Raw genomic sequence first — 18,780 nt, forward strand, 5'->3', positions numbered from 1 at the left:
GTCATCTCATGCAAGAAGTGGTCATTGTTGCAGCACGCCGCACCGCGGTTGGCGCGTTTGGTGGTTCACTTGCAGATATTCCGGCAAGCGATCTGGGTGCCTTGGTCATCAAGGACATTCTCGCTTCAACCGGCGTTTCCCCAGACCAGGTCGATGAAGTGCTGCTCGGCCAGGTGCTCACCGCGGGCGTAGGTCAGAACCCGGCACGCCAGGCAGCAATCAAGGCGGGTCTGCCGGACAGCGTACCGGCCATGACGATCAACAAGGTGTGCGGTTCAGGCCTTAAAGCCGTGCACCTGGCAACGCAAGCCATCCGCTGCGGCGATGCCCAGCTGATTCTGGCCGGCGGCCAGGAGAACATGTCCGCCTCGCCCCACATCCTGCCCCACTCGCGCAAGGGCCAGCGCATGGGCGACTGGAAAGCCCTCGACACTATGGTGCACGACGGCCTGTGGGATGCGTTCAACGACTACCACATGGGCATTACTGCCGAGAATCTGGCCGAGAAGTACGGCATTACCCGCGAACAGATGGACGAGTTCTCTGCCCAGTCGCAGCACAATGCAGCCAAGGCGATCAAGGAGGGCAAGTTCAAGAGCCAGATCGTGCCGGTCGAGATTCCTCAGCGCAAGGGCGACCCCGTCGTGTTTGATACCGATGAGAACCCGCGCGAGGTCACCGCCGAGAAACTGTCTGCCATGAAGCCCGCGTTCAAGAAAGACGGCACCGTTACCGCCGGTAACGCCTCATCGCTCAACGATGGCGCCGCGGTGGTAATGATCTGCTCGGCAGAGAAAGCCCGTGAGCTGGGCCTTGAACCACTGGCACGCATTGCCGGCTACGCCAACGCAGGCGTTGACCCGGCGATCATGGGTATTGGCCCGGCACCGGCCACCCGCCGCTGTCTGGAGAAGGCGGGCTGGAGCCTGGAGGATCTGGATCTGGCTGAAGCCAATGAAGCCTTTGCCGCCCAGGCGCTGTCGGTCAACAAGGAGCTTGGCTGGGACACCTCCAAGGTCAACGTCAACGGCGGTGCCATTGCGCTAGGCCATCCGATTGGCGCTTCAGGTTGTCGCGTGCTGGTATCGCTGCTGCACGAAATGATCGCCCGCGACGTCAAGAAGGGTTTGGCCACGCTGTGCATCGGCGGCGGTCAGGGGGTCGCGCTTGCCATCGAGCGCACCTGATCAGGTTAATCAACCAAAAACGCCCCTGTCAGCGACAGGGGCGTTTTGCTATCGGCAGCTTTCACTGCGCCTAGCGGTACTTCATACCCACGATGCGTGACGGCGTACGCCATACCAGCAGCGCACCCAGCAGGAAGAGCACCGCCGCGGCCCACATGGTAACCGGCAAGCTGGTGGCATCCACGACGCGCCCCCCGACCATGGCACCCAGGCCGATGGAGAAGTTGAACACGAACGCCATCAGTGCAGTGGCGGCTTCCGTATTGGGCGCCGTGCGCAGAATCCAGGTCTGGATACTCACCGACACACTGCCAAATACCGCGCCCCACATCATCAGCATCAGCACACCGCTTGTCGGCTGCACACCCAGGAAGGGGAACGCCGCAACCACCACCAGCATCAGGCTGGGAATCGCCAGTACCGCCCGGTAAGGGTGGCGCGCGGCAAACATGCCGGCGGCGATGTTACCCAGAATACCCGCCGCCCCGTAGAGCAGCAGCAGGCTGCCGACATGACGCTGGGCAACGCCGCTTATCTCCTGCAGAATCGGGCTGATAAAGGTATAGGCAACAAAGTGGCCGACCACCACAAAGCCGGTGACCAGCACCGCTACCCGTACACCGCGATTGCTAAACTGCTGCGCCAGTACCTTGAGGCGCACCGGCTCCCGGGGCGGCAGCGGCGGTAACCAGCACCACAGCGCAAGCGCAGTAAGCAGGCTAAAGCCTCCCAGTGCCGCAAAGGCGACCCGCCAGTTGCTGAAATCACCCAGCAGCGTGCCTAACGGAACGCCCAGTACCGAGGCCGCCGCCACGCCGCCAAAGATGATCGTCATGGCCTTGGCGACCTTGTCAGCCGGTACCAGACGGGGGGCGATACTGCCCGCCACGGCCCAGTAACCGCCAATACTGATCCCCACCAGCACCCGTGCGGCCAGCAGCAGTACAAAACTGCTCGCCAGAGCGGTAAGCGCGCTGCCGATGACCATGACGCCCATCAGCAGCGTGAGCATGACACGCCTGTCCATACGCCCTACTGCCACGGGTAACAGCGGCGCCGAAAAGGCCGCCACCACGCCGGGCACTGTGACCATCAGCCCGGCAACCCCAGGCGTTACATCCATCGAGGCAGCCACCTGGGAGAGCAGCCCGATAGGCAACTGCTCGGCGGTCACCAATAAAAAGATGCCGATCATCACGGCCACCACCGCCCACCAGCGGGGTGCCTGCTCCGTTTCCATGCTACTCACTCCCTTTTCAACCCGATGTTACTCAACGTATAACTTCCTTCCTGCCAAACAACTCCGCCCCCGTAGCCGGGGGCTACGGGGGCGGAGTAGAGAACACGCGGCGGTTTATTCCGCGGCGTTCTCACTTTCAGCGGCAAACGCCGCTTTCTCTTCTTCGGTGATTTCCTTGATCGAGAGCTTCACGCGGTTGCGGTTGTCGATGTCGAGCACCTTCACAATCACGTCGTCACCCTCGTTGAGGAAATCGCGCACGTTGTTGACGCGCTCGGCAACGATCTGCGAAATATGCACCAGGCCGTCGGTACCCGGCATGATGTTCACAAAGGCACCGAAGTCGGCGATGCGCACGACCTTACCCTGGTAAAGCTTGCCGATTTCCGCTTCGGCAGTAATCGCCAGTACGGTATCGATGGCTTTCTTGGCAGCCGCCTTGTCTTCGGCGTAGATGCGCACGGTGCCGTCGTCGTCGAGATCGATGGAGGCGCCGGTATCTTCACAGATCTTGCGGATGGTGGCGCCACCCTTGCCGATGACATCACGGATCTTGTCCGGATCGATCTTGATAGTGGCCATGGAAGGCGCATTATCGGAGACGTCGGTACGGCTCTGGCTGATGACCACGTTCATCTGCTCAAGAATACCCAGGCGGGCCTTGTGAGCCTGCTGAAGCGCGGTTTCCATGATCTCTTCGTTGATGCCTTCGATCTTGATGTCCATCTGCAGGGCAGTGACGCCCTCTTCTGAACCGGCAACCTTGAAGTCCATATCGCCGAGGTGATCTTCATCACCCAGAATATCGGTCAGTACCGCGTAGCCGTCCTCATCCTTCACCAGACCCATGGCGATACCTGCCACCGGCGCTTTCAGCGGCACGCCCGCATCCATCAGTGCAAGCGATGAACCACATACGGAGGCCATGGAGCTTGAACCGTTGGATTCGGTGATTTCCGACACCACGCGAATGGTGTAGGGGAACTCTTCTTCGGACGGCAGCATGGCCTGAACACCGCGGCGCGCCAGGCGGCCATGGCCGATCTCACGACGCTTCGGGCCACCCATGAAGCCAGCTTCACCCACCGAGTAGGGAGGGAAGTTGTAGTGCAGCATGAAACGGTCTTTACGCTCGCCTTCCAGCGACTCGATCAGCTGCGAATCGCGCAGCGTACCCAGAGTTGCAACGGCAATCGCCTGCGTCTCACCACGGGTGAACACCGCAGAACCGTGCGTCTTGGGCAGCACGCCAACTTCGATGGCCAGCGGGCGCACGGTGAAGTTGTCGCGGCCGTCGATGCGCGGCTCGCCCTTCACCACGCGTGAACGTACAACGCGCTTTTCAAGGCCAGCAAAGGCACCTTTGACTTCATCCTTGCTGAACTTGTCGTTCACCGGCTCGCCATCAACGGCTGCCAGCTGCTCAACCGCCTGATCCTTCAGGGCTGCCAGAGCATCCTGACGCTGCATCTTGTCGGTGATGCGGTAGGCATCGCCTACCTTGGCTTCAAACGCATCGGCCATAGCGGTTTTCAGCGCCACGTTTTCAGCCGCCGGCTGCCAGTCCCAACGCGGTTTGCCGGCCTCTTGAACCAGCTCGTTGATGGCGCTGACGGCAACCTGCATTTCCTGGTGACCGAACAGTACCGCACCCAGCATTTCGTCTTCCAGAAGCTCTTTAGCTTCGGATTCAACCATCAACACGGCGTTTTCAGTACCGGCGACGACCATGTCCAGCTCGGAAGTTGCAAGCTCTTCAACGGTGGGGTTAAGGAAATACCCCTGCTCTTCGTTGAAGCCAACGCGGGCAGCGCCGATCGGGCCCTTGAACGGCACGCCGGAAATGCTGAGCGCCGCCGAGGTACCCAGCATTGCGGCAATATCCGGATCATGGTTACGGTCGGTAGACAGAACGGTACAGATGACCTGCACTTCGTTCATGAAACCTTTGGGGAACAGCGGGCGGATCGGGCGATCGATCAGACGCGAGGTCAGGGTTTCTTTCTCGGTAGGACGGCCTTCACGCTTGAAGAAGCCGCCAGGAATCTTGCCGACCGCGTAGGTCTTTTCCTGGTAGTGAACCGAGAGCGGGAAAAAGGGCTGGCTGGGGTTGGCCTCTTTACGGGCAACAACTGTACACAGCACAACGGTGTCGTCCATGGTGACCATGACGGCACCGGTGGCCTGGCGGGCAATACGCCCGGTTTCTAGGGTGACGGTGCTACGACCGTACTGAAACGTTTTTTTTACCGGATTCACGGCGACTTCCTTTAACATTAATAAGTACTTGAATAAGTACTTGTCTATTCGCTTGGGTCGTTTTGACTCGCCACTATTCTAGGCGCTGTGGCGCCCAAGGGCTACCAGAAACCCGAAATCCCCCCGTCGAGGCCGCTCTGACACAAGATACGGCCAAAAAAAACGGGCAGCCCAGAGGGCTGCCCGTTTTGCTTGCATCGCCGGTAGTGCTTAGCGACGCAGGCCCAGACGCTGGATCAGAGACTGGTAGCGTTCGAAATCCTTGCGCTTCAGGTAGTCCAGCAGTTTACGACGCTGGTTTACCATGCGGATCAGACCACGACGAGAGTGGTGATCCTGCTTGTTGGTCTTGAAGTGGTCCTGCAGGCCATTGATGTTGGCGCTCAGCAGTGCAACCTGTACTTCAGGGGAACCGGTATCGTTGTCGCCGCGGCCGTATTCGTTGACGATCTCGGCCTTCTTCTCAGCGGTTAAAGCCATCTGTCTCTCCAGTAAGCAATATGCCTAAAAATGAATGGGTGAGACCACGCATATTTGCAGTCTCAGGCGCTATTTTCGCGTAAAACGCCACGTCCTTGCAACGTCTACGAGATAGCGACCGTACTTAACAGCCGCTTGGGCGCTACTTCCTGAACGCCTTTTACTATCCCCAAGCCGATAAACGACTCGGCGTAATAAAGCCTTGCGATATCGTCAGGTCCAAGTTCACCGGTCGCAAGGACCGCTGACTGGCCGTGAGACAAGCGCGTGTGGGCCGTGTCATCGACTGAAAGCGACGGCAGATGATCGACCAGCACGTCCACGGGCATAAGTTCCGCTTCACGCGTTGGCTGATCTGCCAGGGCTTCCAGCGCCTCCAACGTCCACATTGCATCACCGGTAAAGGGCCCGGTCTTGAGCCTGCGCAGCTGGCTGATATGCGCACCGCAACCGAGCGCCAGGCCAATATCCTCGGCCAGCGTACGGATATAGGTGCCCTTGCTACAGCTGACTTCAAGCTCGAAGGCCTGACCGTCAAAGGCAAGCAGGCGCGCATCATACACGCTAACCCTGCGCGCCGCACGCTCTACCTGCTTGCCCTCACGGGCCAGCTCGTAAAGCTTTTTACCTTGGTGCTTGAGTGCCGAATACATCGGCGGCACCTGGTCGATCTCGCCACGAAAGCGCGCGATGGCGGCTTCGACGTCTTCCTCCGTCAAGGAGGGGACCTCACGGGTTTCGATCACCGTGCCTTCAGCATCACCGGTGTCGGTGATCACACCCAGTTCAACGCGGGTGCGATACATCTTGTCGGCTTCCAGCAGGTGCGCGGAGAACTTGGTAGCTTCCCCCAGGCAGATCGGCAGCAGGCCGGTTGCCATGGGGTCCAGCGTGCCGGTATGCCCTGCCTTTTGTGCTTCGAACAGACGACGCACGCGCTGCAGGGCATGGTTGCTGGAAACGCCCTTGGGCTTATCCAGCAGCAGCACACCGTTAACCGGTAAACCGCGGCGGCGACGAGCCATTAGCGCGTCTCCTCACCTTGACCAGACTCATCCTCTTCATCCGCCTGACGGGCGCGGTCGGTGGAAACCGCCTCGTCAATCAGGGACGAAAGGTGCTGACCGCGCACCACGCTTTCATCGTAATGAAAGCGCAGTTCAGGCACGTGGCGCAGCTTGATACGTTTGGCAATCTGGCTTCTCAGAAAACCGGCAGCGCGCTTCAACACCTGCAGGTTCTCCTTGATACGCTCGGGCTCCTGTTCACCCAGCAGGGTGACATAGATATCGGCGTAGCCAAGATCACGGCTGACGGTCGCGCCGCTTACCGTAATCATGCCCAGACGCGGGTCCTTGACCTCGCGCTGGATGAGTACCGCCAGCTCCTTCTGGAGCTGGTCGGCTACCCGGTCGGTACGCTTGAATTCGCGCATGATTGCTCCTCGCGGCCCTTACAGGGTGCGCTCGACCTTGACCTGGTCGAAGACTTCGATCTTGTCGCCGACCTGGACGTCGTTGTAGTTCTTCACGCCAATACCACACTCGACGCCGTTGCGAACTTCCTGCACGTCGTCCTTGTAGCGGCGCAGCGACTCAAGCTCACCTTCGTAGATGACCACGTTGTCACGCAGAACGCGGATGCGCTTGCTGCGCGATACGGTACCTTCGACGACCATACAGCCGGCCACGGCACCGATCTTCGGCGCACGGAACACGTCGCGAACTTCGGCAACGCCAACGATCTCTTCTTTCCACTCCGGCGCGAGCATACCGCTCATCGCCTGCTTGACCTCGTCGATCAGGTGGTAGATGACGCTGTAGTAGCGCAGATCCAGGCCTTCACGCTCGATGATCTCGCGGGCAGCGGCGTCGGCACGTACGTTGAAGCCGACCACGATGGCTTCACTTGCCAGCGCCAGGTTGGCGTCGGTACCGGTGATACCGCCCACACCCGAGGAGACCACCGCCACCTGTACTTCGTCGGTGGAGAGCTCTTCAAGGGCACCCTTGATGGCTTCCAGCGAGCCTTGCACGTCGGCTTTCAGTACGATGTTGACCTTGGCCACTTCGTCCTGACCCATCTGGCTGAACATGTTCTCGAGCTTGGCTTTCTGCTGACGCGCCAGGCGCACTTCGCGGTACTTGCCTTGACGGAAGTTGGCCACTTCGCGGGCTTTCTTCTCGTCCGCCACGACCATGAAGTCGTCACCGGCGTCCGGCGTGCCGTCCAGGCCCTGAATCTCTACCGGCATGGCCGGGCCAACGTTCTCGACCTGCTGGCCTAGCTCGTTGGTCAGTGCCCGTACGCGGCCGTAGTGCAGGCCTGCCAGTACGATGTCGCCTTTCTTCAGCGTGCCGTTCTGTACCAGTACGGTAGCTACGGGGCCACGGCCTTTGTCCAGGCGCGACTCGACCACTACACCTTTACCCGGTGCTGACGGTACCGCTTTAAGCTCGAGCACTTCAGACACCAGCTGGATCGCTTCCAGCAGTTCTTCGATGCCTTCACCGGTCTTGGCGGACACGTGAACGAACTGGGTATCGCCGCCCCAATCTTCAGAAATCACGCCATGCTGCGAGAGTTCGTTACGAATGCGGTCAAAATCGGCGCCCTGTTTATCAATCTTGTTCACTGCCACGACCATGGGTACTTCGGCCGCCTTGGAGTGCTCGATTGCTTCAATGGTCTGCGGCATCACGCCGTCGTCCGCCGCCACTACCAGGATAACCACGTCGGTGGCCTTGGCACCGCGGGCACGCATGGCGGTAAACGCCGCGTGGCCGGGGGTATCCAGGAAGGTAACGCCACCGTGGTCATCTTCGACGTGGTAGGCACCGATGTGCTGGGTAATACCGCCGGCTTCACCGGTGGCTACCTTGGCACGACGAATGTAATCCAGAAGCGATGTCTTACCGTGGTCAACGTGACCCATGACGGTCACGACCGGTGAACGGGTGATCTCTTCGCCTTCGTAGGAGATGCCTTCGAGCATTTCCGTTTCCAGCGCATCATCCTTCACCAGCTTGACGCGGTGACCCATCTCTTCCACCACGATCGCGGCGGTATCCTGATCGATGGTCTGGTTGATGGTCACGGCCGCGCCCATGTTGAACATGGCCTTGATCACTTCGTTGGCCTTGATCGACATCTTGTCGGCAAGCTCGGCGACGCTGATCGACTCAGGGATCGAGACTTCGCGCACGATCGGCTGGGTCGGCTTCTGGAAGCCATGCTTGCCGTTGCCGCTCTGGCTTGCGCCACCGCGACGGCCGCCACGACGTTCAGCACGCTTGACCTTCTTGGCGCCACCGCCACGCTTACGCTCTTCGCGATCGCCACGGTCATCGTCGTCGTCACGGCCTTTCTTCTTGGCCGCGGTTTTCTTGGGCGGCGCAGTGCGACGGTCGGTACGACCTTCTTTCGGCGGTGCCGGCGGCATATCTTCGCCAGTCGGCGCTTCCTCGTCGATCTGCAGCTCAGGCACGTCGAGCTTGGGTTCGGCAGCCGCCTTGGCTTCCGTCTCCTTACGCGCGGCGTCTTCTGCAGCCTTGGCCTTGGCCGCCGCCGCTTTTTCTTCCGCGTCGCGCGCATCACGTGCTTTACGCTCGGCTTCGGCTTCCGCCATATCGCCTACCAGCTGACGCGGGCCGGTGTGCTTGGGCTCGGCCGCTTTCGGCTTCTCGTCTTCTTCACGCTTGACGTAGGTCTTCTTCTTGCGGACCTGAACCTCAATGGTCTTGCCACGCTCGCCGGTCTTGATGCGGCTGCGCGTCTTGCGCGTCAGCGTAATGCGGTTCTTGCCTGCATCCGCTTCAGCGCCGCCGTGGCTCTTCTTCAGAAAGCTGAGCAGCTTCTGCTTGTCTTCTTCAGAAACGGCATCGCCTTCCGAGGCGTGCTTCAAACCGGCTTCTTTCATCTGTTCCAATAGGCGGGGCACATCACGGCCCACCTTTACTGCAAAATCTTTAACTGTCATATCTGACATAGTGACCCTCCTCAGCCCGTGACCTGTTTACTGTGTGTTCGAATCTGATGCGTCATCTTCGAACCAGGGCGCACGGGCAGTCATGATCAGTGCCGCTGCGCGCGCTTCGTCCAACTCCTCGATATCGACCAGATCGTCGACAGACTGTTCGGCGAGATCTTCCATAGTGACAATGCCGCGGCTGGCCAGAATGAAGGCCAGGTGGCGCTCCATACCGTCCATTTCCAGCAGATCAGCTGCTGGCTGGGCACCGTCCAGTGCTTCTTCCGAGGCAATGGCCATCGTCAGCAGCTCGTCTTTCGCACGCGCGCGTAGCTCTTCAACCAGCTCTTCATCGAACTCTTCGATTTCGAGCATTTCTTCAAGCGGCACGTAGGCGACTTCTTCAAGCGTGGTAAACCCTTCTTCCACCAGCAGGCGGGCGACATCGTCGTCCACGCCCAGATGCTGAACGAAGGAGTCCACCAGGCTATCGATTTCCTGCTCGCGCTTGGACTCGGCTTCCTCTTCGGTCATGACGTTGATACGCCAGCCGGTAAGTTCCGAGGCCAGGCGCACGTTCTGACCGCTACGACCAATCGCCTGGGCCAGGTTGTCCTGAGCGACGGCGACGTCCATGGCGTGGGCGTCTTCGTCCACAAGGATAGACCCAACGTCGGCGGGCGCCATGGCATTGATCACCAGCTGGGCGGGATTGTCATCCCACAGCACGATATCCACACGCTCGTTCTGCAGCTCGGATGAGACCGCCTGAACGCGTGAACCGCGCATACCGACACACGCACCGACCGGGTCGATGCGACGGTCGTTGGTCTTGACCGCAATCTTGGCCCGTGAGCCCGGGTCGCGGGCAGCACCCTTGATTTCGATAAGCTGTTCCGCGATTTCAGGTACTTCAATCTTGAACAGCTCAATGATCAGCGCCGGATTGGTACGCGACAGCTGAAGCTGGGCGCCACGCGCATCCGGATCAACTTTGACCAGCAGCGCACGTACGCGTTCGTTCATGCGGTAGCGCTCACCGTGAATCATCTCGTTGCGCGGCAGGAACGCTTCGGCGTTCTCGCCCAGATCGATGATCAGGCCGTCACGGGTCGTCTTCTTGACGATACCGGCAACCAGCTCGCCTTCGCGGTCGGCGTATTGGCGAACCACTTCGGCACGCTCGGCTTCACGCACTTTCTGGACGATGACCTGCTTGGCGGTTTGCGCCGCAATACGGCCAAACATCGCGTTCTCGATCTGCTTTTCGACCACGTCGCCCAGTTTCAAAGGCGGGTCGCGCTGCTCGGCGATGCTTTCCTTGATTTCGTAATCCGGCGTCTCGAATTCGTCATCTTCGACGACCGTCCAGTAGCGGAAGGTGTCGTATTCACCCGTGCGGCGGTCGATATGCACGCGCACATTGGCTTCTTCATTTTCAAAACGCTTGCGTGACGCGCTCGCCAGAGCGGCTTCTACCGCTTCGAAGATGACATCACGGGGAACGCCTTTCTCGTTGGAGATGGCGTCAACGACCATTAAAATTTCTTTACTCATGCGTTTGCCTCGCCAGAAAACCTGTCCTTTTGTGCATCACCCCGGCAGCCTGCCGGCAGCGTCGCCACCCGGTTAATCGTCGAACTGCGGTACGATGTGCGCTGAATCGATGCTTTCAATGGGGAAGCAATACTCTTCGCCATCCATCTGCAGCAGTACTTCATCGCCCTCGATACCCGCCAAAAGCCCCTGGTACTTGCGCCGACCGTCAAACGCTACGCGCAGTTTCAGCGCGACGTGATGGCCTTGGTAGCGAGTAAATTGGTCCAGGGTATACAGGGGGCGCGCCATACCGGGCGAAGAGACTTCCAGCCGATACTCACCGGGGATGGGATCTTCAACGTCCATGACGGCACTGACTTGGCGACTGATATCCGCGCAGTCTTCCACGCTGACGCCACTTTCGCGTTCGATGTAGATCACCAAGCGCGAATGCTTGCCCTGGGAAAGATGGTCGATGCCCCACAGTTCAAAGCCCATGGCGGCTACGACAGGTTCAATAAGCGCATGAAGCGCCGCGTGTTTTGTGGCCACAGACAAAGCTCCTATAGCCGTTGCATCAGGCACCTGGCCAGGAGTCGAGAGAAAAGCTAGGTGGCTGATTGGCGTTACCCGGAATGTGTCTCCGGCAACTCGGACGATATCCGCTCTGAGACACTCTTGTTAACAAAAAGCTTGCTAACAAAAAGCCCCTTCACAGGAAGGGGCTTTTCATAAGAAACCTGTAATACCATCTTAGCAACATGAAACAGGTTTTACCTGCCAGCGCTTTTCCTTGTTGGCGTATCACCAGGTGATACTGCCGGAAAAACCGCTTTACAACATGTTACCAGGAAATGGTAGCGGGGACCGGATTTGAACCGATGACCTTCGGGTTATGAGCCCGACGAGCTACCAGACTGCTCCACCCCGCATCAATCTAGATCGACAATACTAGACACTTGAACCACTTACGTCAAGCTATCTTTTTTGTCGCAGGTGCCAAACCTGGTTCTCCTTGTCTTGGCATTGCCTTGACAAAGATTCTGGGAAGCTGGCGAGCCAGCAAAACAGATGGTGCCGAAGGCGGGACTTGAACCCGCACGACCATACGGTCACTACCCCCTCAAGATAGCGTGTCTACCAATTCCACCACTTCGGCATCAGGGGAGGCTAGAAAAACATGCTCGACGATTACTCGCCGCTTTCCTCTAGCACTGGCGCGGTATTATCCACACTTGCAGGGCTGTCGTCAAGCGTCGGTACGTTTTGCTGCTGTTCAATCAGACGTGAATCGGGAATACCCGCTTCCGGTGCCTGACCTGCCTGCGTTGCAAAGTACGCCAGCGCCATGGACGTCACGAAAAAACCGGCCGCCAGAATACCCGTGGTACGTGACAGGAAACTGCCGCTACCGCGCGAGCCAAAGACGGTTTGCGAAGCACCGCCACCGAAGGCAGCACCGGCTTCGGCACCTTTACCCTGCTGAAGCAGGATCAATACCACCAGGGCGACCGCAATCACCACATGGACCATAAGAATTGCAACTTGCATGGCGTTATCCTGCTGACTGACAAATGGCGTAGAAATCGTCGGTTTTGAGCGAAGCACCACCCACCAAACCGCCGTCGATATCCGGCTGGGCAAGTAGCTCAGCCGCATTTTTTGCGTTCATGCTGCCGCCGTAAAGCAGCGTAAGCTGCTCGGCAAGCGCGGCATTGAATCCTGCCTGATAGGCGCGGATTCCGGCCATCACTTCCTGAGCCTGTTCCGGCGTGGCCGTGCGGCCGGTACCGATGGCCCAGACGGGCTCATAGGCAATGACCACCTGCTGGCGCTGCTCGGGGTCGAGCCTTGCCATGGCGTAACCTACCTGGCGCAGCACCACGTCCATGGTCTGCCCCGCATCACGCTCGGCAAGCGACTCGCCCACACACAGAATCGGCACAAGCCCGTTATGCAGCGCGGCCAGCAAACGGTCAAACACCTGCTCGTCGCTTTCCCGATAAAGCTCGCGACGCTCGGAGTGACCTACCAGCACGTACGTGACCTCAAGCTCCTTGAGCATACGGCCACTGACTTCGCCGGTATGTGCCCCTGAGTCGATCGGATTGAGCGTTTGCGCGCCTAACTGCAGCGGCGTATCGCGAAACGCCTGACGTGCCGCATCCAGGTAGGGAAAAGGCGGAATCACCACGACATCGACCGCCTCGGGCAGCGCTGCGTCGGCAAACGCGCGACCGAAGTCGTCAATCAGTGATGTGGAGCCGTTCATCTTCCAGTTACCGGCAATTAATCGCGTACGCATCGACACTCCTCACTCAAGGTGGAGCGAAATGGTATAGGAGCGGCCTTGTCAAGACAACCGCTGACAAGCACAGCCGCGTTATTTGAGCAAGGCCTGCACACGCTCAGCCAGCGTGTTGGCCAGTTGATCGACGTTCAGATGCTCGCGCCCTTCCACCATGACGCGAATCAAGGGTTCGGTTCCCGAGGGGCGCAGCAGCACCCGCCCCTGATCGCCAAGCTCTTGTTCCAGCGTGGCGACAGCCTCATCGAGCGCGCTCGAGGCCATTACATCGCTTGCCTTTGTACCGGCGGGCAAACGCACGTTGACCAGCGCCTGGGGCACTTTCTCGAGCCCCTGAAGCAAGGCAGGCAGTGATTTCTGCTCGCGCATCATCAGCGCCAGCACCTGCAGCGCCGAGACGATACCATCGCCGGTAGTCTGCACATGCCCACAAACGATATGCCCCGAAGCCTCGCCACCCAACTCCCAGCCGTTGTCCGCCATCATTTCCATGACGAAGCGGTCACCCACCTTGGCACGCTTGAACGGGATACCCAGCTTCTCAAGCGCCATGGCAAGACCGAAGTTGCTCATCAGGGTGCCCACCACACCACCTTCCAGCAGGCCGCGCTCAAAGCGGTCGCGCGCGATCAGATAGAGAATATCGTCGCCATCGACCTCACGACCATCGCCATCCACCAGCAGAACCCGGTCGCCGTCGCCGTCAAATGCTATCCCCAGGTCAGCGCCTTGATGAATGACCGAGGCACGCAGAGCAGCCGGATGCGTCGAGCCCACCTGATGGTTGATGTTCAGACCATCCGGTGACGCGCCAATGACGCTGACCTCCGCGCCAAGCTCGCGAAATACGCTGGGTGCGATGTGGTAGGTCGCCCCATGGGCACAGTCCAGCACCACTTTCAGACCGTGCAGGCTCAAGCGGTCCGGCAAAGTGGATTTGCAGAATTCGATATAGCGCCCGGCAGCATCGTTGATGCGCGTGGCCTTGCCCAGCTGTACCGCCTCGGCGGTCGTCAGCGGCGCCTCCAGCATGGCCTCGATACAGTGCTCGATATCATCGGGAAGTTTCTTGCCCTCCGCCGAGAAGAACTTGATGCCGTTGTCATCGAACGGGTTATGCGAGGCGGAAATGACGATACCGGCATCGGCCCGGAAGGTGCGGGTCAGGTAGGCGATTCCCGGCGTGGGCATGGGCCCCAATAGCGAAACATCCACACCCGCCGCCGAAAGCCCGGCTTCAAGAGCGGACTCGAACATGTAGCCTGAAATACGCGTATCCTTGCCGATCAGCACGCGCGTGCGCCCCTTCTCACGGCGCAGCACCTGTCCCGCCGCCCAGCCAAGCTTGAGCATGAAGTCAGCGGTGATGGGAGCCTGCCCGACCGTGCCGCGAATACCGTCGGTACCAAAATAGCGTCGTGTCATAGCTGACCTTCCTCGTTCATGGGCATTTCACACCCCTCCTGTAGCACCGCCCAGGCCATATTGACGGCATCCACCGTTGGCCCTACATCGTGTACGCGCAGAATCCGCGCACCGCGCTCGACGGCCATCGCCGACAGGGCCAGCCCGCCGGCCAGACGCTCCTCCACCGGGCGACCCAGCACCTTGCCGATCATGCTCTTGCGTGACATGCCGACCAGCAGCGGCAGCTTCAGTGCTTCCAGCGCGCGCATATATTTCAGCAGACGCAGGTTATGCTCGACGGTCTTGCCAAACCCGAATCCCGGGTCCAGCAGCATCCGGCTGCGCTCAAGCCCCGCAGCTTCGCATTCGGCCACCCGCTGTGCCAGGTACTCGGTCACCGCCTGCTCCACCGGCTGGTCATAGGCCGGTGACTGCTGCATATCCTGCGGCTCGCCCTGACGATGCATCAGGCAGACGGGAAGCCCGCTGCCAATTGCCGCCATCAAGGCGCCTTCACGCTCGAGAGCGCGCACATCGTTGAGCATGCCAGCGCCCAGTGCGCTCGCTTCACGCATCACCAGAGGGCTGCTGGTATCCACGGACACCAGCGCATCCAGCTCGCGCACCAGCGCTTCCACTACCGGCGCTACGCGGTCGAGCTCCTGCTGCTCGCTCAAGGGCGCCGCCCCCGGGCGTGTGGACTCGCCCCCTACATCGATGATGGCCGCTCCTTCGGCCAGCATCTGCTCGGCGTGGCGCAACGCATCCTCCGGGGCGATATGCCGGCCGCCGTCGGAAAACGAGTCCGGCGTGACGTTCAAGATGCCCATCACGCGGGGAAAGGAGAGATCGAGCCGGTGGCGCCCGCAGCGCATGTTCACATTATCATTCATTACTTGAGACTTAGGAGGGTCGATTATTGATTTCATGCTGACGCCTATAAAAAAGAAGCAGCGCTAGGGTTGACCACAGGATAACAAAAAGGCGCCCCATGATGGGGCGCCTTGATGAGCTGCCAGAAGTGCTTAGGGGCCGGTCGAGCCACCCAGCGGGTCCGAGGGGCGACGGCGCGGGCCATCGTCATCCTCTTCTTCGCCGTCATCGCCAGAGGCACTGCTATCCGGCGGCGTCGAGGTACCGCCCTGCGCCTTGGGTGCATCGTCGCTGACGCGCGTGCCGCCGCCTGATGAGTCGCCGTCGTTCCAGCCTTCCGGCGGACGCGGCTCACGGCCTTCCATGATGTCCTTCAACTGATTGGCATCGATGGTCTCGTACTTCATCAGCGCTTCGGTCATGGCATCCAGCTTGTCACGATTATCGTGCAGAATCTGGCGCGCCTGCTCGTAGCACTCATCGATGATCTTGCGCACTTCCTTGTCCAGACGCGTAGTGGTATCGCCGGACTTCAGCTTGCTGCCACCCTGACCCGGGCCGCCGAGGAACTGATGCGACTCGTCTTCGTCGTACATGATCGGGCCCATCTCATCGGAAAGACCCCACTTCGCGACCATGTTGTGGGCAAGCTCGGTGGCGCGCTTGATATCGTTGGAAGCACCGGTGGTGACCCCGTTCGGCCCCAGCGTCATCTCTTCGGCGATACGTCCGCCAAACAGCGAGCAGATCTGACTGAGAATCTGCTGACGCGACAGGCTATAGCGATCTTCCTCGGGCAGGAACATGGTCACACCCAGAGCACGTCCGCGCGGGATGATCGTGACCTTGTAGACCGGGTCGTGCTCGGGCATTACCAGGCCAATGATCGCGTGGCCGGATTCGTGATAGGCCGTATTGAGCTTCTCTTTATCGGTCATGACCATGGATTTTCGCTCGGCGCCCATCATGATCTTGTCCTTGGCAAGCTCAAGCTCCTCCATGCCGACCAGACGCTTGTTACGGCGCGCGGCAAACAGCGCCGACTCGTTGACCAGGTTGGCCAGGTCCGCGCCCGAGAAGCCCGGCGTACCGCGCGCAATCAGCGACGGCTTGACGTCTTCGGCCAGCGGCACCTTGCGCAGGTGAACGCCCAGGATGTGCTCACGGCCGCGGATATCCGGCAGACCTACGGTGACCTGACGGTCAAAGCGGCCTGGACGCAGCAGCGCCGGGTCGAGTACGTCGGGGCGGTTGGTCGCGGCAATCACGATGATGCCTTCGTTGGCCTCGAAACCATCCATCTCGACCAGCAGCTGGTTCAACGTCTGCTCGCGTTCGTCGTTACCGCCGCCCATGCCGGCACCGCGTGAACGGCCCACAGCGTCGATCTCGTCGATGAAAATGATGCAGGGTGCCTGCTTCTTGGCCTGCTCGAACATGTCACGCACACGCGAGGCACCGACACCTACGAACATTTCAACGAAGTCGGAACCTGAAATCGAGAAAAACGGTACTTTCGCTTCGCCGGCAATGGATTTCGCCAGCAGCGTCTTACCCGTACCCGGAGGACCCACCATCAATACACCGCGCGGAATGGTGCCGCCCAGACGCTGGAACTTGGTGGGCTCGCGCAGGAAGTCGACCAGCTCTTCCACTTCTTCCTTGGCTTCATCACAGCCGGCGACGTCGGCAAAGGTCGTCTTGATCTGATCCTGAGATAGGAGCTTGGCCTTGGATTTACCAAAGCTCATGGGGCCGCCCTTGCCGCCGCCGGCACCGCCCTGCATCTGGCGCATGAAGAACATGAAGATGGCCAGGATCAATAGAATCGGGAAGCTTGCAATCAGCAGACGCGTCCAGATGCTCTGCTGCTCTGGCTCCTTGCCTACGACGGTCACGTTGTTGCTGAGCAGGTCGTCCATCAGCTTGGGATCTTCCGCCGCCGGACGAATGGTCTGGAACTGCGACCCATCCGTACGCTCACCGGCAATGGTATAGCCATCGATGGTGACACTGCGGATCTGCTGGTTTTGCACCTGCTGCACGAACTGAGAGTAGTTCGTGTTTTGCGGAGCACTTTCCGTACTAAAATTGTTGAACACTGTCAGTAGCACAGCCGCAATGACCAGCCACAGAATCAGGTTCTTCGCCATATCGTTCAAGGGGCTACCCTCATTACAAGAATCCGTCAGTTAACCGCCGATACTAAGACCCTGCCGCAGTACCAGACGTTCAACCCTTGCCAAAGCGCCGTTGGCTTTGGGCCATCTGTGTCACGCTTATCTCATGCGCATAATGTGACACACCTTGCGCCTGCCTGTCTGGCAATCGCTGTGATAAATCTTTGCTATACACACTTCACTAGTTTAGCCGCGAAACCCCTCGGCTAAAAAGTAGACTTCCCGCGAACGTGCTCGCGAGGCGTCCGGCTTGCGAGTCACGACCCGATCAAAACTGCTGCGAAGCTCCTTGAGGTAAGCGTCAAACCCCTCCCCCTGAAATACCTTGGCCAGAAACCGCCCACCCGGGGGCAGCGTTTCGCGGGCCAGTTCAAGCGCAAGTTCTACCAGATACATGGCCTGGGGCTGGTCGATCGCGGCCATACCACTCATATTGGGGGCCATGTCGGACATCACAAGGTCCACGGGGCGATTTCCCAACCGCTCGAGGATCGCGTTCAGCACGCTCTCCTCGGTAAAATCGCCCTGAATGAAGTCCACGCCAGCAAGGGCATCCATTTCCAGTATGTCCGAGGCAATCACCACGCCTTCCGGGCCCACCTTCTCGGCGGCAATCTGGCTCCAGCCGCCCGGCGCCGCTCCCAGGTCGATTACCGTCATGCCCGAACGAAACAGCTTATCCTTCTCATCGAGTTCCAGCAGCTTGTAGCTTGCGCGGGAACGGTAGCCATCCTGCCAGCTCTGCTTCACGTACTGGTCGTCGAAATGTTCCTTCTTCCAGTTATTGCTGGTCTTGCTGACGGCGTGTTTGGGCTTTGGGGGCTTTTGCTGCATATGAGAATCTGACACTGGAATAAGAGATGGGCGCATTGACGCGATTGCTTTCACTCGGTGGCATTTCACCGTAAGATGGAGCGTTAAGCGCTAACCGGGATACCGCAAGATACCATGAGCTTGTCACAGGCACAAAAGAAAGCATTTCGCAGCATTGGCCACCATTTGAACCCCGTGGTCACCGTTTCTGAGAACGGCGTCTCCGAAAATCTGCTCGCAGAACTCAACCGCGCGCTCAACGATCACGAACTGATCAAGGTGAAACTTGCCCTGCCTGAACGTGACGACCGTGCGGCCATGCTCAATGAACTGGTGGCTGACAGCCGCGCCGAAGTGGTTCAGACGATTGGCAAGATGGCGCTACTCTATCGCCGCAACCCCAAGGCCAATCCGAAGCTTTCCAACGTGACGCGCTTCGAGGACCATCACGGCCGCCACTAAGCGCCGTTGACCGAACGTCAAAAAGCCCGCCAGCAGATGTTGAACTGGCGGGCTTTTTTGTG

Annotated in this window: 16 protein-coding genes and 2 tRNA genes; 2 read left to right on the forward strand and 16 right to left on the reverse strand. The window is 59.6% G+C overall.

Going from position 1 to position 18,780, the window contains the following annotated elements:
* Nucleotides 1–8 precede the first annotated feature (8 nt).
* Nucleotides 9–1,187 (forward strand): acetyl-CoA C-acetyltransferase, encoded by a 1,179-nt coding sequence (locus tag B0H98_RS09490; RefSeq protein ID WP_106374835.1) that lies wholly within the window; start codon nt 9–11, stop codon nt 1,185–1,187.
* A gap of 70 nt (nt 1,188–1,257) precedes the next feature.
* Here the strand turns inward: B0H98_RS09490 and B0H98_RS09495 are convergent, their stop codons facing one another.
* The 16 genes from B0H98_RS09495 to rlmE all read right to left on the reverse strand — a co-directional run bounded on the left by B0H98_RS09495 (nt 1,258) and on the right by rlmE (nt 18,277).
* On the reverse strand, nt 1,258–2,427 hold the full coding sequence (locus B0H98_RS09495) for an MFS transporter (RefSeq protein ID WP_106374836.1): 1,170 nt from the start codon (nt 2,425–2,427) through the stop codon (nt 1,258–1,260).
* Between the two features lie 114 nt (nt 2,428–2,541).
* Nucleotides 2,542–4,704 carry a polyribonucleotide nucleotidyltransferase gene (gene pnp / locus B0H98_RS09500; protein WP_106374837.1) on the reverse strand — a complete coding sequence of 721 codons (2,163 nt, stop codon included), beginning with the start codon at nt 4,702–4,704 and terminating at the stop codon, nt 2,542–2,544.
* Nucleotides 4,705–4,896: 192 nt separating this feature from the next.
* Entirely contained in the window at nt 4,897–5,166 is a 270-nt protein-coding gene (gene rpsO, locus B0H98_RS09505; protein ID WP_009723734.1) for a 30S ribosomal protein S15, read from the reverse strand.
* 104 nt (nt 5,167–5,270) lie between these two features.
* Nucleotides 5,271–6,191 carry a tRNA pseudouridine(55) synthase TruB gene (gene truB / locus B0H98_RS09510; RefSeq protein ID WP_106374838.1) on the reverse strand — a complete coding sequence of 307 codons (921 nt, stop codon included), beginning with the start codon at nt 6,189–6,191 and terminating at the stop codon, nt 5,271–5,273.
* Nucleotides 6,191–6,601: a 30S ribosome-binding factor RbfA gene (gene rbfA, locus B0H98_RS09515; protein WP_106374839.1), complete on the reverse strand. Its 411-nt coding sequence runs from the start codon at nt 6,599–6,601 to the stop codon at nt 6,191–6,193. Before rbfA ends, truB begins: the two co-directional genes overlap by 1 nt.
* A gap of 18 nt (nt 6,602–6,619) precedes the next feature.
* Nucleotides 6,620–9,154: a translation initiation factor IF-2 gene (gene infB / locus B0H98_RS09520; RefSeq protein WP_106374840.1), complete on the reverse strand. Its 2,535-nt coding sequence runs from the start codon at nt 9,152–9,154 to the stop codon at nt 6,620–6,622.
* A 27-nt stretch (nt 9,155–9,181) separates the two neighbouring features.
* A complete protein-coding gene (gene nusA, locus B0H98_RS09525; RefSeq protein WP_106374841.1) occupies nt 9,182–10,693 on the reverse strand; it encodes a transcription termination factor NusA in 1,512 nt (503 codons plus the stop codon).
* Between the two features lie 72 nt (nt 10,694–10,765).
* Nucleotides 10,766–11,227, reverse strand: coding sequence for a ribosome maturation factor RimP (gene rimP, locus B0H98_RS09530; protein ID WP_106374842.1), 462 nt, complete (start codon nt 11,225–11,227; stop codon nt 10,766–10,768).
* A 303-nt stretch (nt 11,228–11,530) separates the two neighbouring features.
* A tRNA-Met gene (locus B0H98_RS09535) sits at nt 11,531–11,607 on the reverse strand.
* A 140-nt stretch (nt 11,608–11,747) separates the two neighbouring features.
* Nucleotides 11,748–11,834 (reverse strand) — tRNA-Leu (locus B0H98_RS09540).
* 32 nt (nt 11,835–11,866) lie between these two features.
* Nucleotides 11,867–12,226 carry a preprotein translocase subunit SecG gene (gene secG, locus B0H98_RS09545; protein ID WP_106374843.1) on the reverse strand — a complete coding sequence of 120 codons (360 nt, stop codon included), beginning with the start codon at nt 12,224–12,226 and terminating at the stop codon, nt 11,867–11,869.
* A 4-nt stretch (nt 12,227–12,230) separates the two neighbouring features.
* Nucleotides 12,231–12,980, reverse strand: coding sequence for a triose-phosphate isomerase (gene tpiA, locus B0H98_RS09550; RefSeq protein WP_106374844.1), 750 nt, complete (start codon nt 12,978–12,980; stop codon nt 12,231–12,233).
* A 78-nt stretch (nt 12,981–13,058) separates the two neighbouring features.
* On the reverse strand, nt 13,059–14,408 hold the full coding sequence (gene glmM / locus B0H98_RS09555; protein WP_106374845.1) for a phosphoglucosamine mutase: 1,350 nt from the start codon (nt 14,406–14,408) through the stop codon (nt 13,059–13,061).
* Nucleotides 14,405–15,283, reverse strand: coding sequence for a dihydropteroate synthase (folP, locus tag B0H98_RS09560; protein WP_479715054.1), 879 nt, complete (start codon nt 15,281–15,283; stop codon nt 14,405–14,407). The genes glmM and folP overlap by 4 nt, the downstream gene beginning before the upstream one ends.
* A gap of 132 nt (nt 15,284–15,415) precedes the next feature.
* Nucleotides 15,416–17,425: an ATP-dependent zinc metalloprotease FtsH gene (gene ftsH / locus B0H98_RS09565; RefSeq protein WP_106374847.1), complete on the reverse strand. Its 2,010-nt coding sequence runs from the start codon at nt 17,423–17,425 to the stop codon at nt 15,416–15,418.
* 204 nt (nt 17,426–17,629) lie between these two features.
* Complete coding sequence (gene rlmE, locus B0H98_RS09570) at nt 17,630–18,277, reverse strand: 23S rRNA (uridine(2552)-2'-O)-methyltransferase RlmE (RefSeq protein ID WP_106374848.1); 648 nt, start codon at nt 18,275–18,277, stop codon at nt 17,630–17,632.
* Between the two features lie 114 nt (nt 18,278–18,391).
* Between rlmE and yhbY the strand changes: the two genes are divergently transcribed.
* On the forward strand, nt 18,392–18,718 hold the full coding sequence (yhbY, locus tag B0H98_RS09575; RefSeq protein ID WP_106374849.1) for a ribosome assembly RNA-binding protein YhbY: 327 nt from the start codon (nt 18,392–18,394) through the stop codon (nt 18,716–18,718).
* Nucleotides 18,719–18,780 lie beyond the last annotated feature (62 nt).

This window comes from Vreelandella songnenensis, assembly GCF_003002925.1.
Taxonomy (GTDB): domain Bacteria; phylum Pseudomonadota; class Gammaproteobacteria; order Pseudomonadales; family Halomonadaceae; genus Vreelandella; species Vreelandella songnenensis.

What these genes read in the sequence shown, in the direction of transcription:
- tpiA (WP_106374844.1), bottom strand. Translation starts at nt 12,980, where the DNA reads ATGCGTACGCGATTAATTGCCGGTAACTGGAAGATGAACGGCTCCACA.
- B0H98_RS09490 (WP_106374835.1), top strand. Translation starts at nt 9, where the DNA reads ATGCAAGAAGTGGTCATTGTTGCAGCACGCCGCACCGCGGTTGGCGCG.
- rlmE (WP_106374848.1), bottom strand. Translation starts at nt 18,277, where the DNA reads ATGCAGCAAAAGCCCCCAAAGCCCAAACACGCCGTCAGCAAGACCAGC.
- secG (WP_106374843.1), bottom strand. Translation starts at nt 12,226, where the DNA reads ATGCAAGTTGCAATTCTTATGGTCCATGTGGTGATTGCGGTCGCCCTG.
- B0H98_RS09495 (WP_106374836.1), bottom strand. Translation starts at nt 2,427, where the DNA reads ATGGAAACGGAGCAGGCACCCCGCTGGTGGGCGGTGGTGGCCGTGATG.
- glmM (WP_106374845.1), bottom strand. Translation starts at nt 14,408, where the DNA reads ATGACACGACGCTATTTTGGTACCGACGGTATTCGCGGCACGGTCGGG.
- pnp (WP_106374837.1), bottom strand. Translation starts at nt 4,704, where the DNA reads ATGTTAAAGGAAGTCGCCGTGAATCCGGTAAAAAAAACGTTTCAGTAC.
- rpsO (WP_009723734.1), bottom strand. Translation starts at nt 5,166, where the DNA reads ATGGCTTTAACCGCTGAGAAGAAGGCCGAGATCGTCAACGAATACGGC.
- infB (WP_106374840.1), bottom strand. Translation starts at nt 9,154, where the DNA reads ATGTCAGATATGACAGTTAAAGATTTTGCAGTAAAGGTGGGCCGTGAT.
- folP (WP_479715054.1), bottom strand. Translation starts at nt 15,283, where the DNA reads ATGAATGATAATGTGAACATGCGCTGCGGGCGCCACCGGCTCGATCTC.
- yhbY (WP_106374849.1), top strand. Translation starts at nt 18,392, where the DNA reads ATGAGCTTGTCACAGGCACAAAAGAAAGCATTTCGCAGCATTGGCCAC.
- nusA (WP_106374841.1), bottom strand. Translation starts at nt 10,693, where the DNA reads ATGAGTAAAGAAATTTTAATGGTCGTTGACGCCATCTCCAACGAGAAA.
- rbfA (WP_106374839.1), bottom strand. Translation starts at nt 6,601, where the DNA reads ATGCGCGAATTCAAGCGTACCGACCGGGTAGCCGACCAGCTCCAGAAG.
- truB (WP_106374838.1), bottom strand. Translation starts at nt 6,191, where the DNA reads ATGGCTCGTCGCCGCCGCGGTTTACCGGTTAACGGTGTGCTGCTGCTG.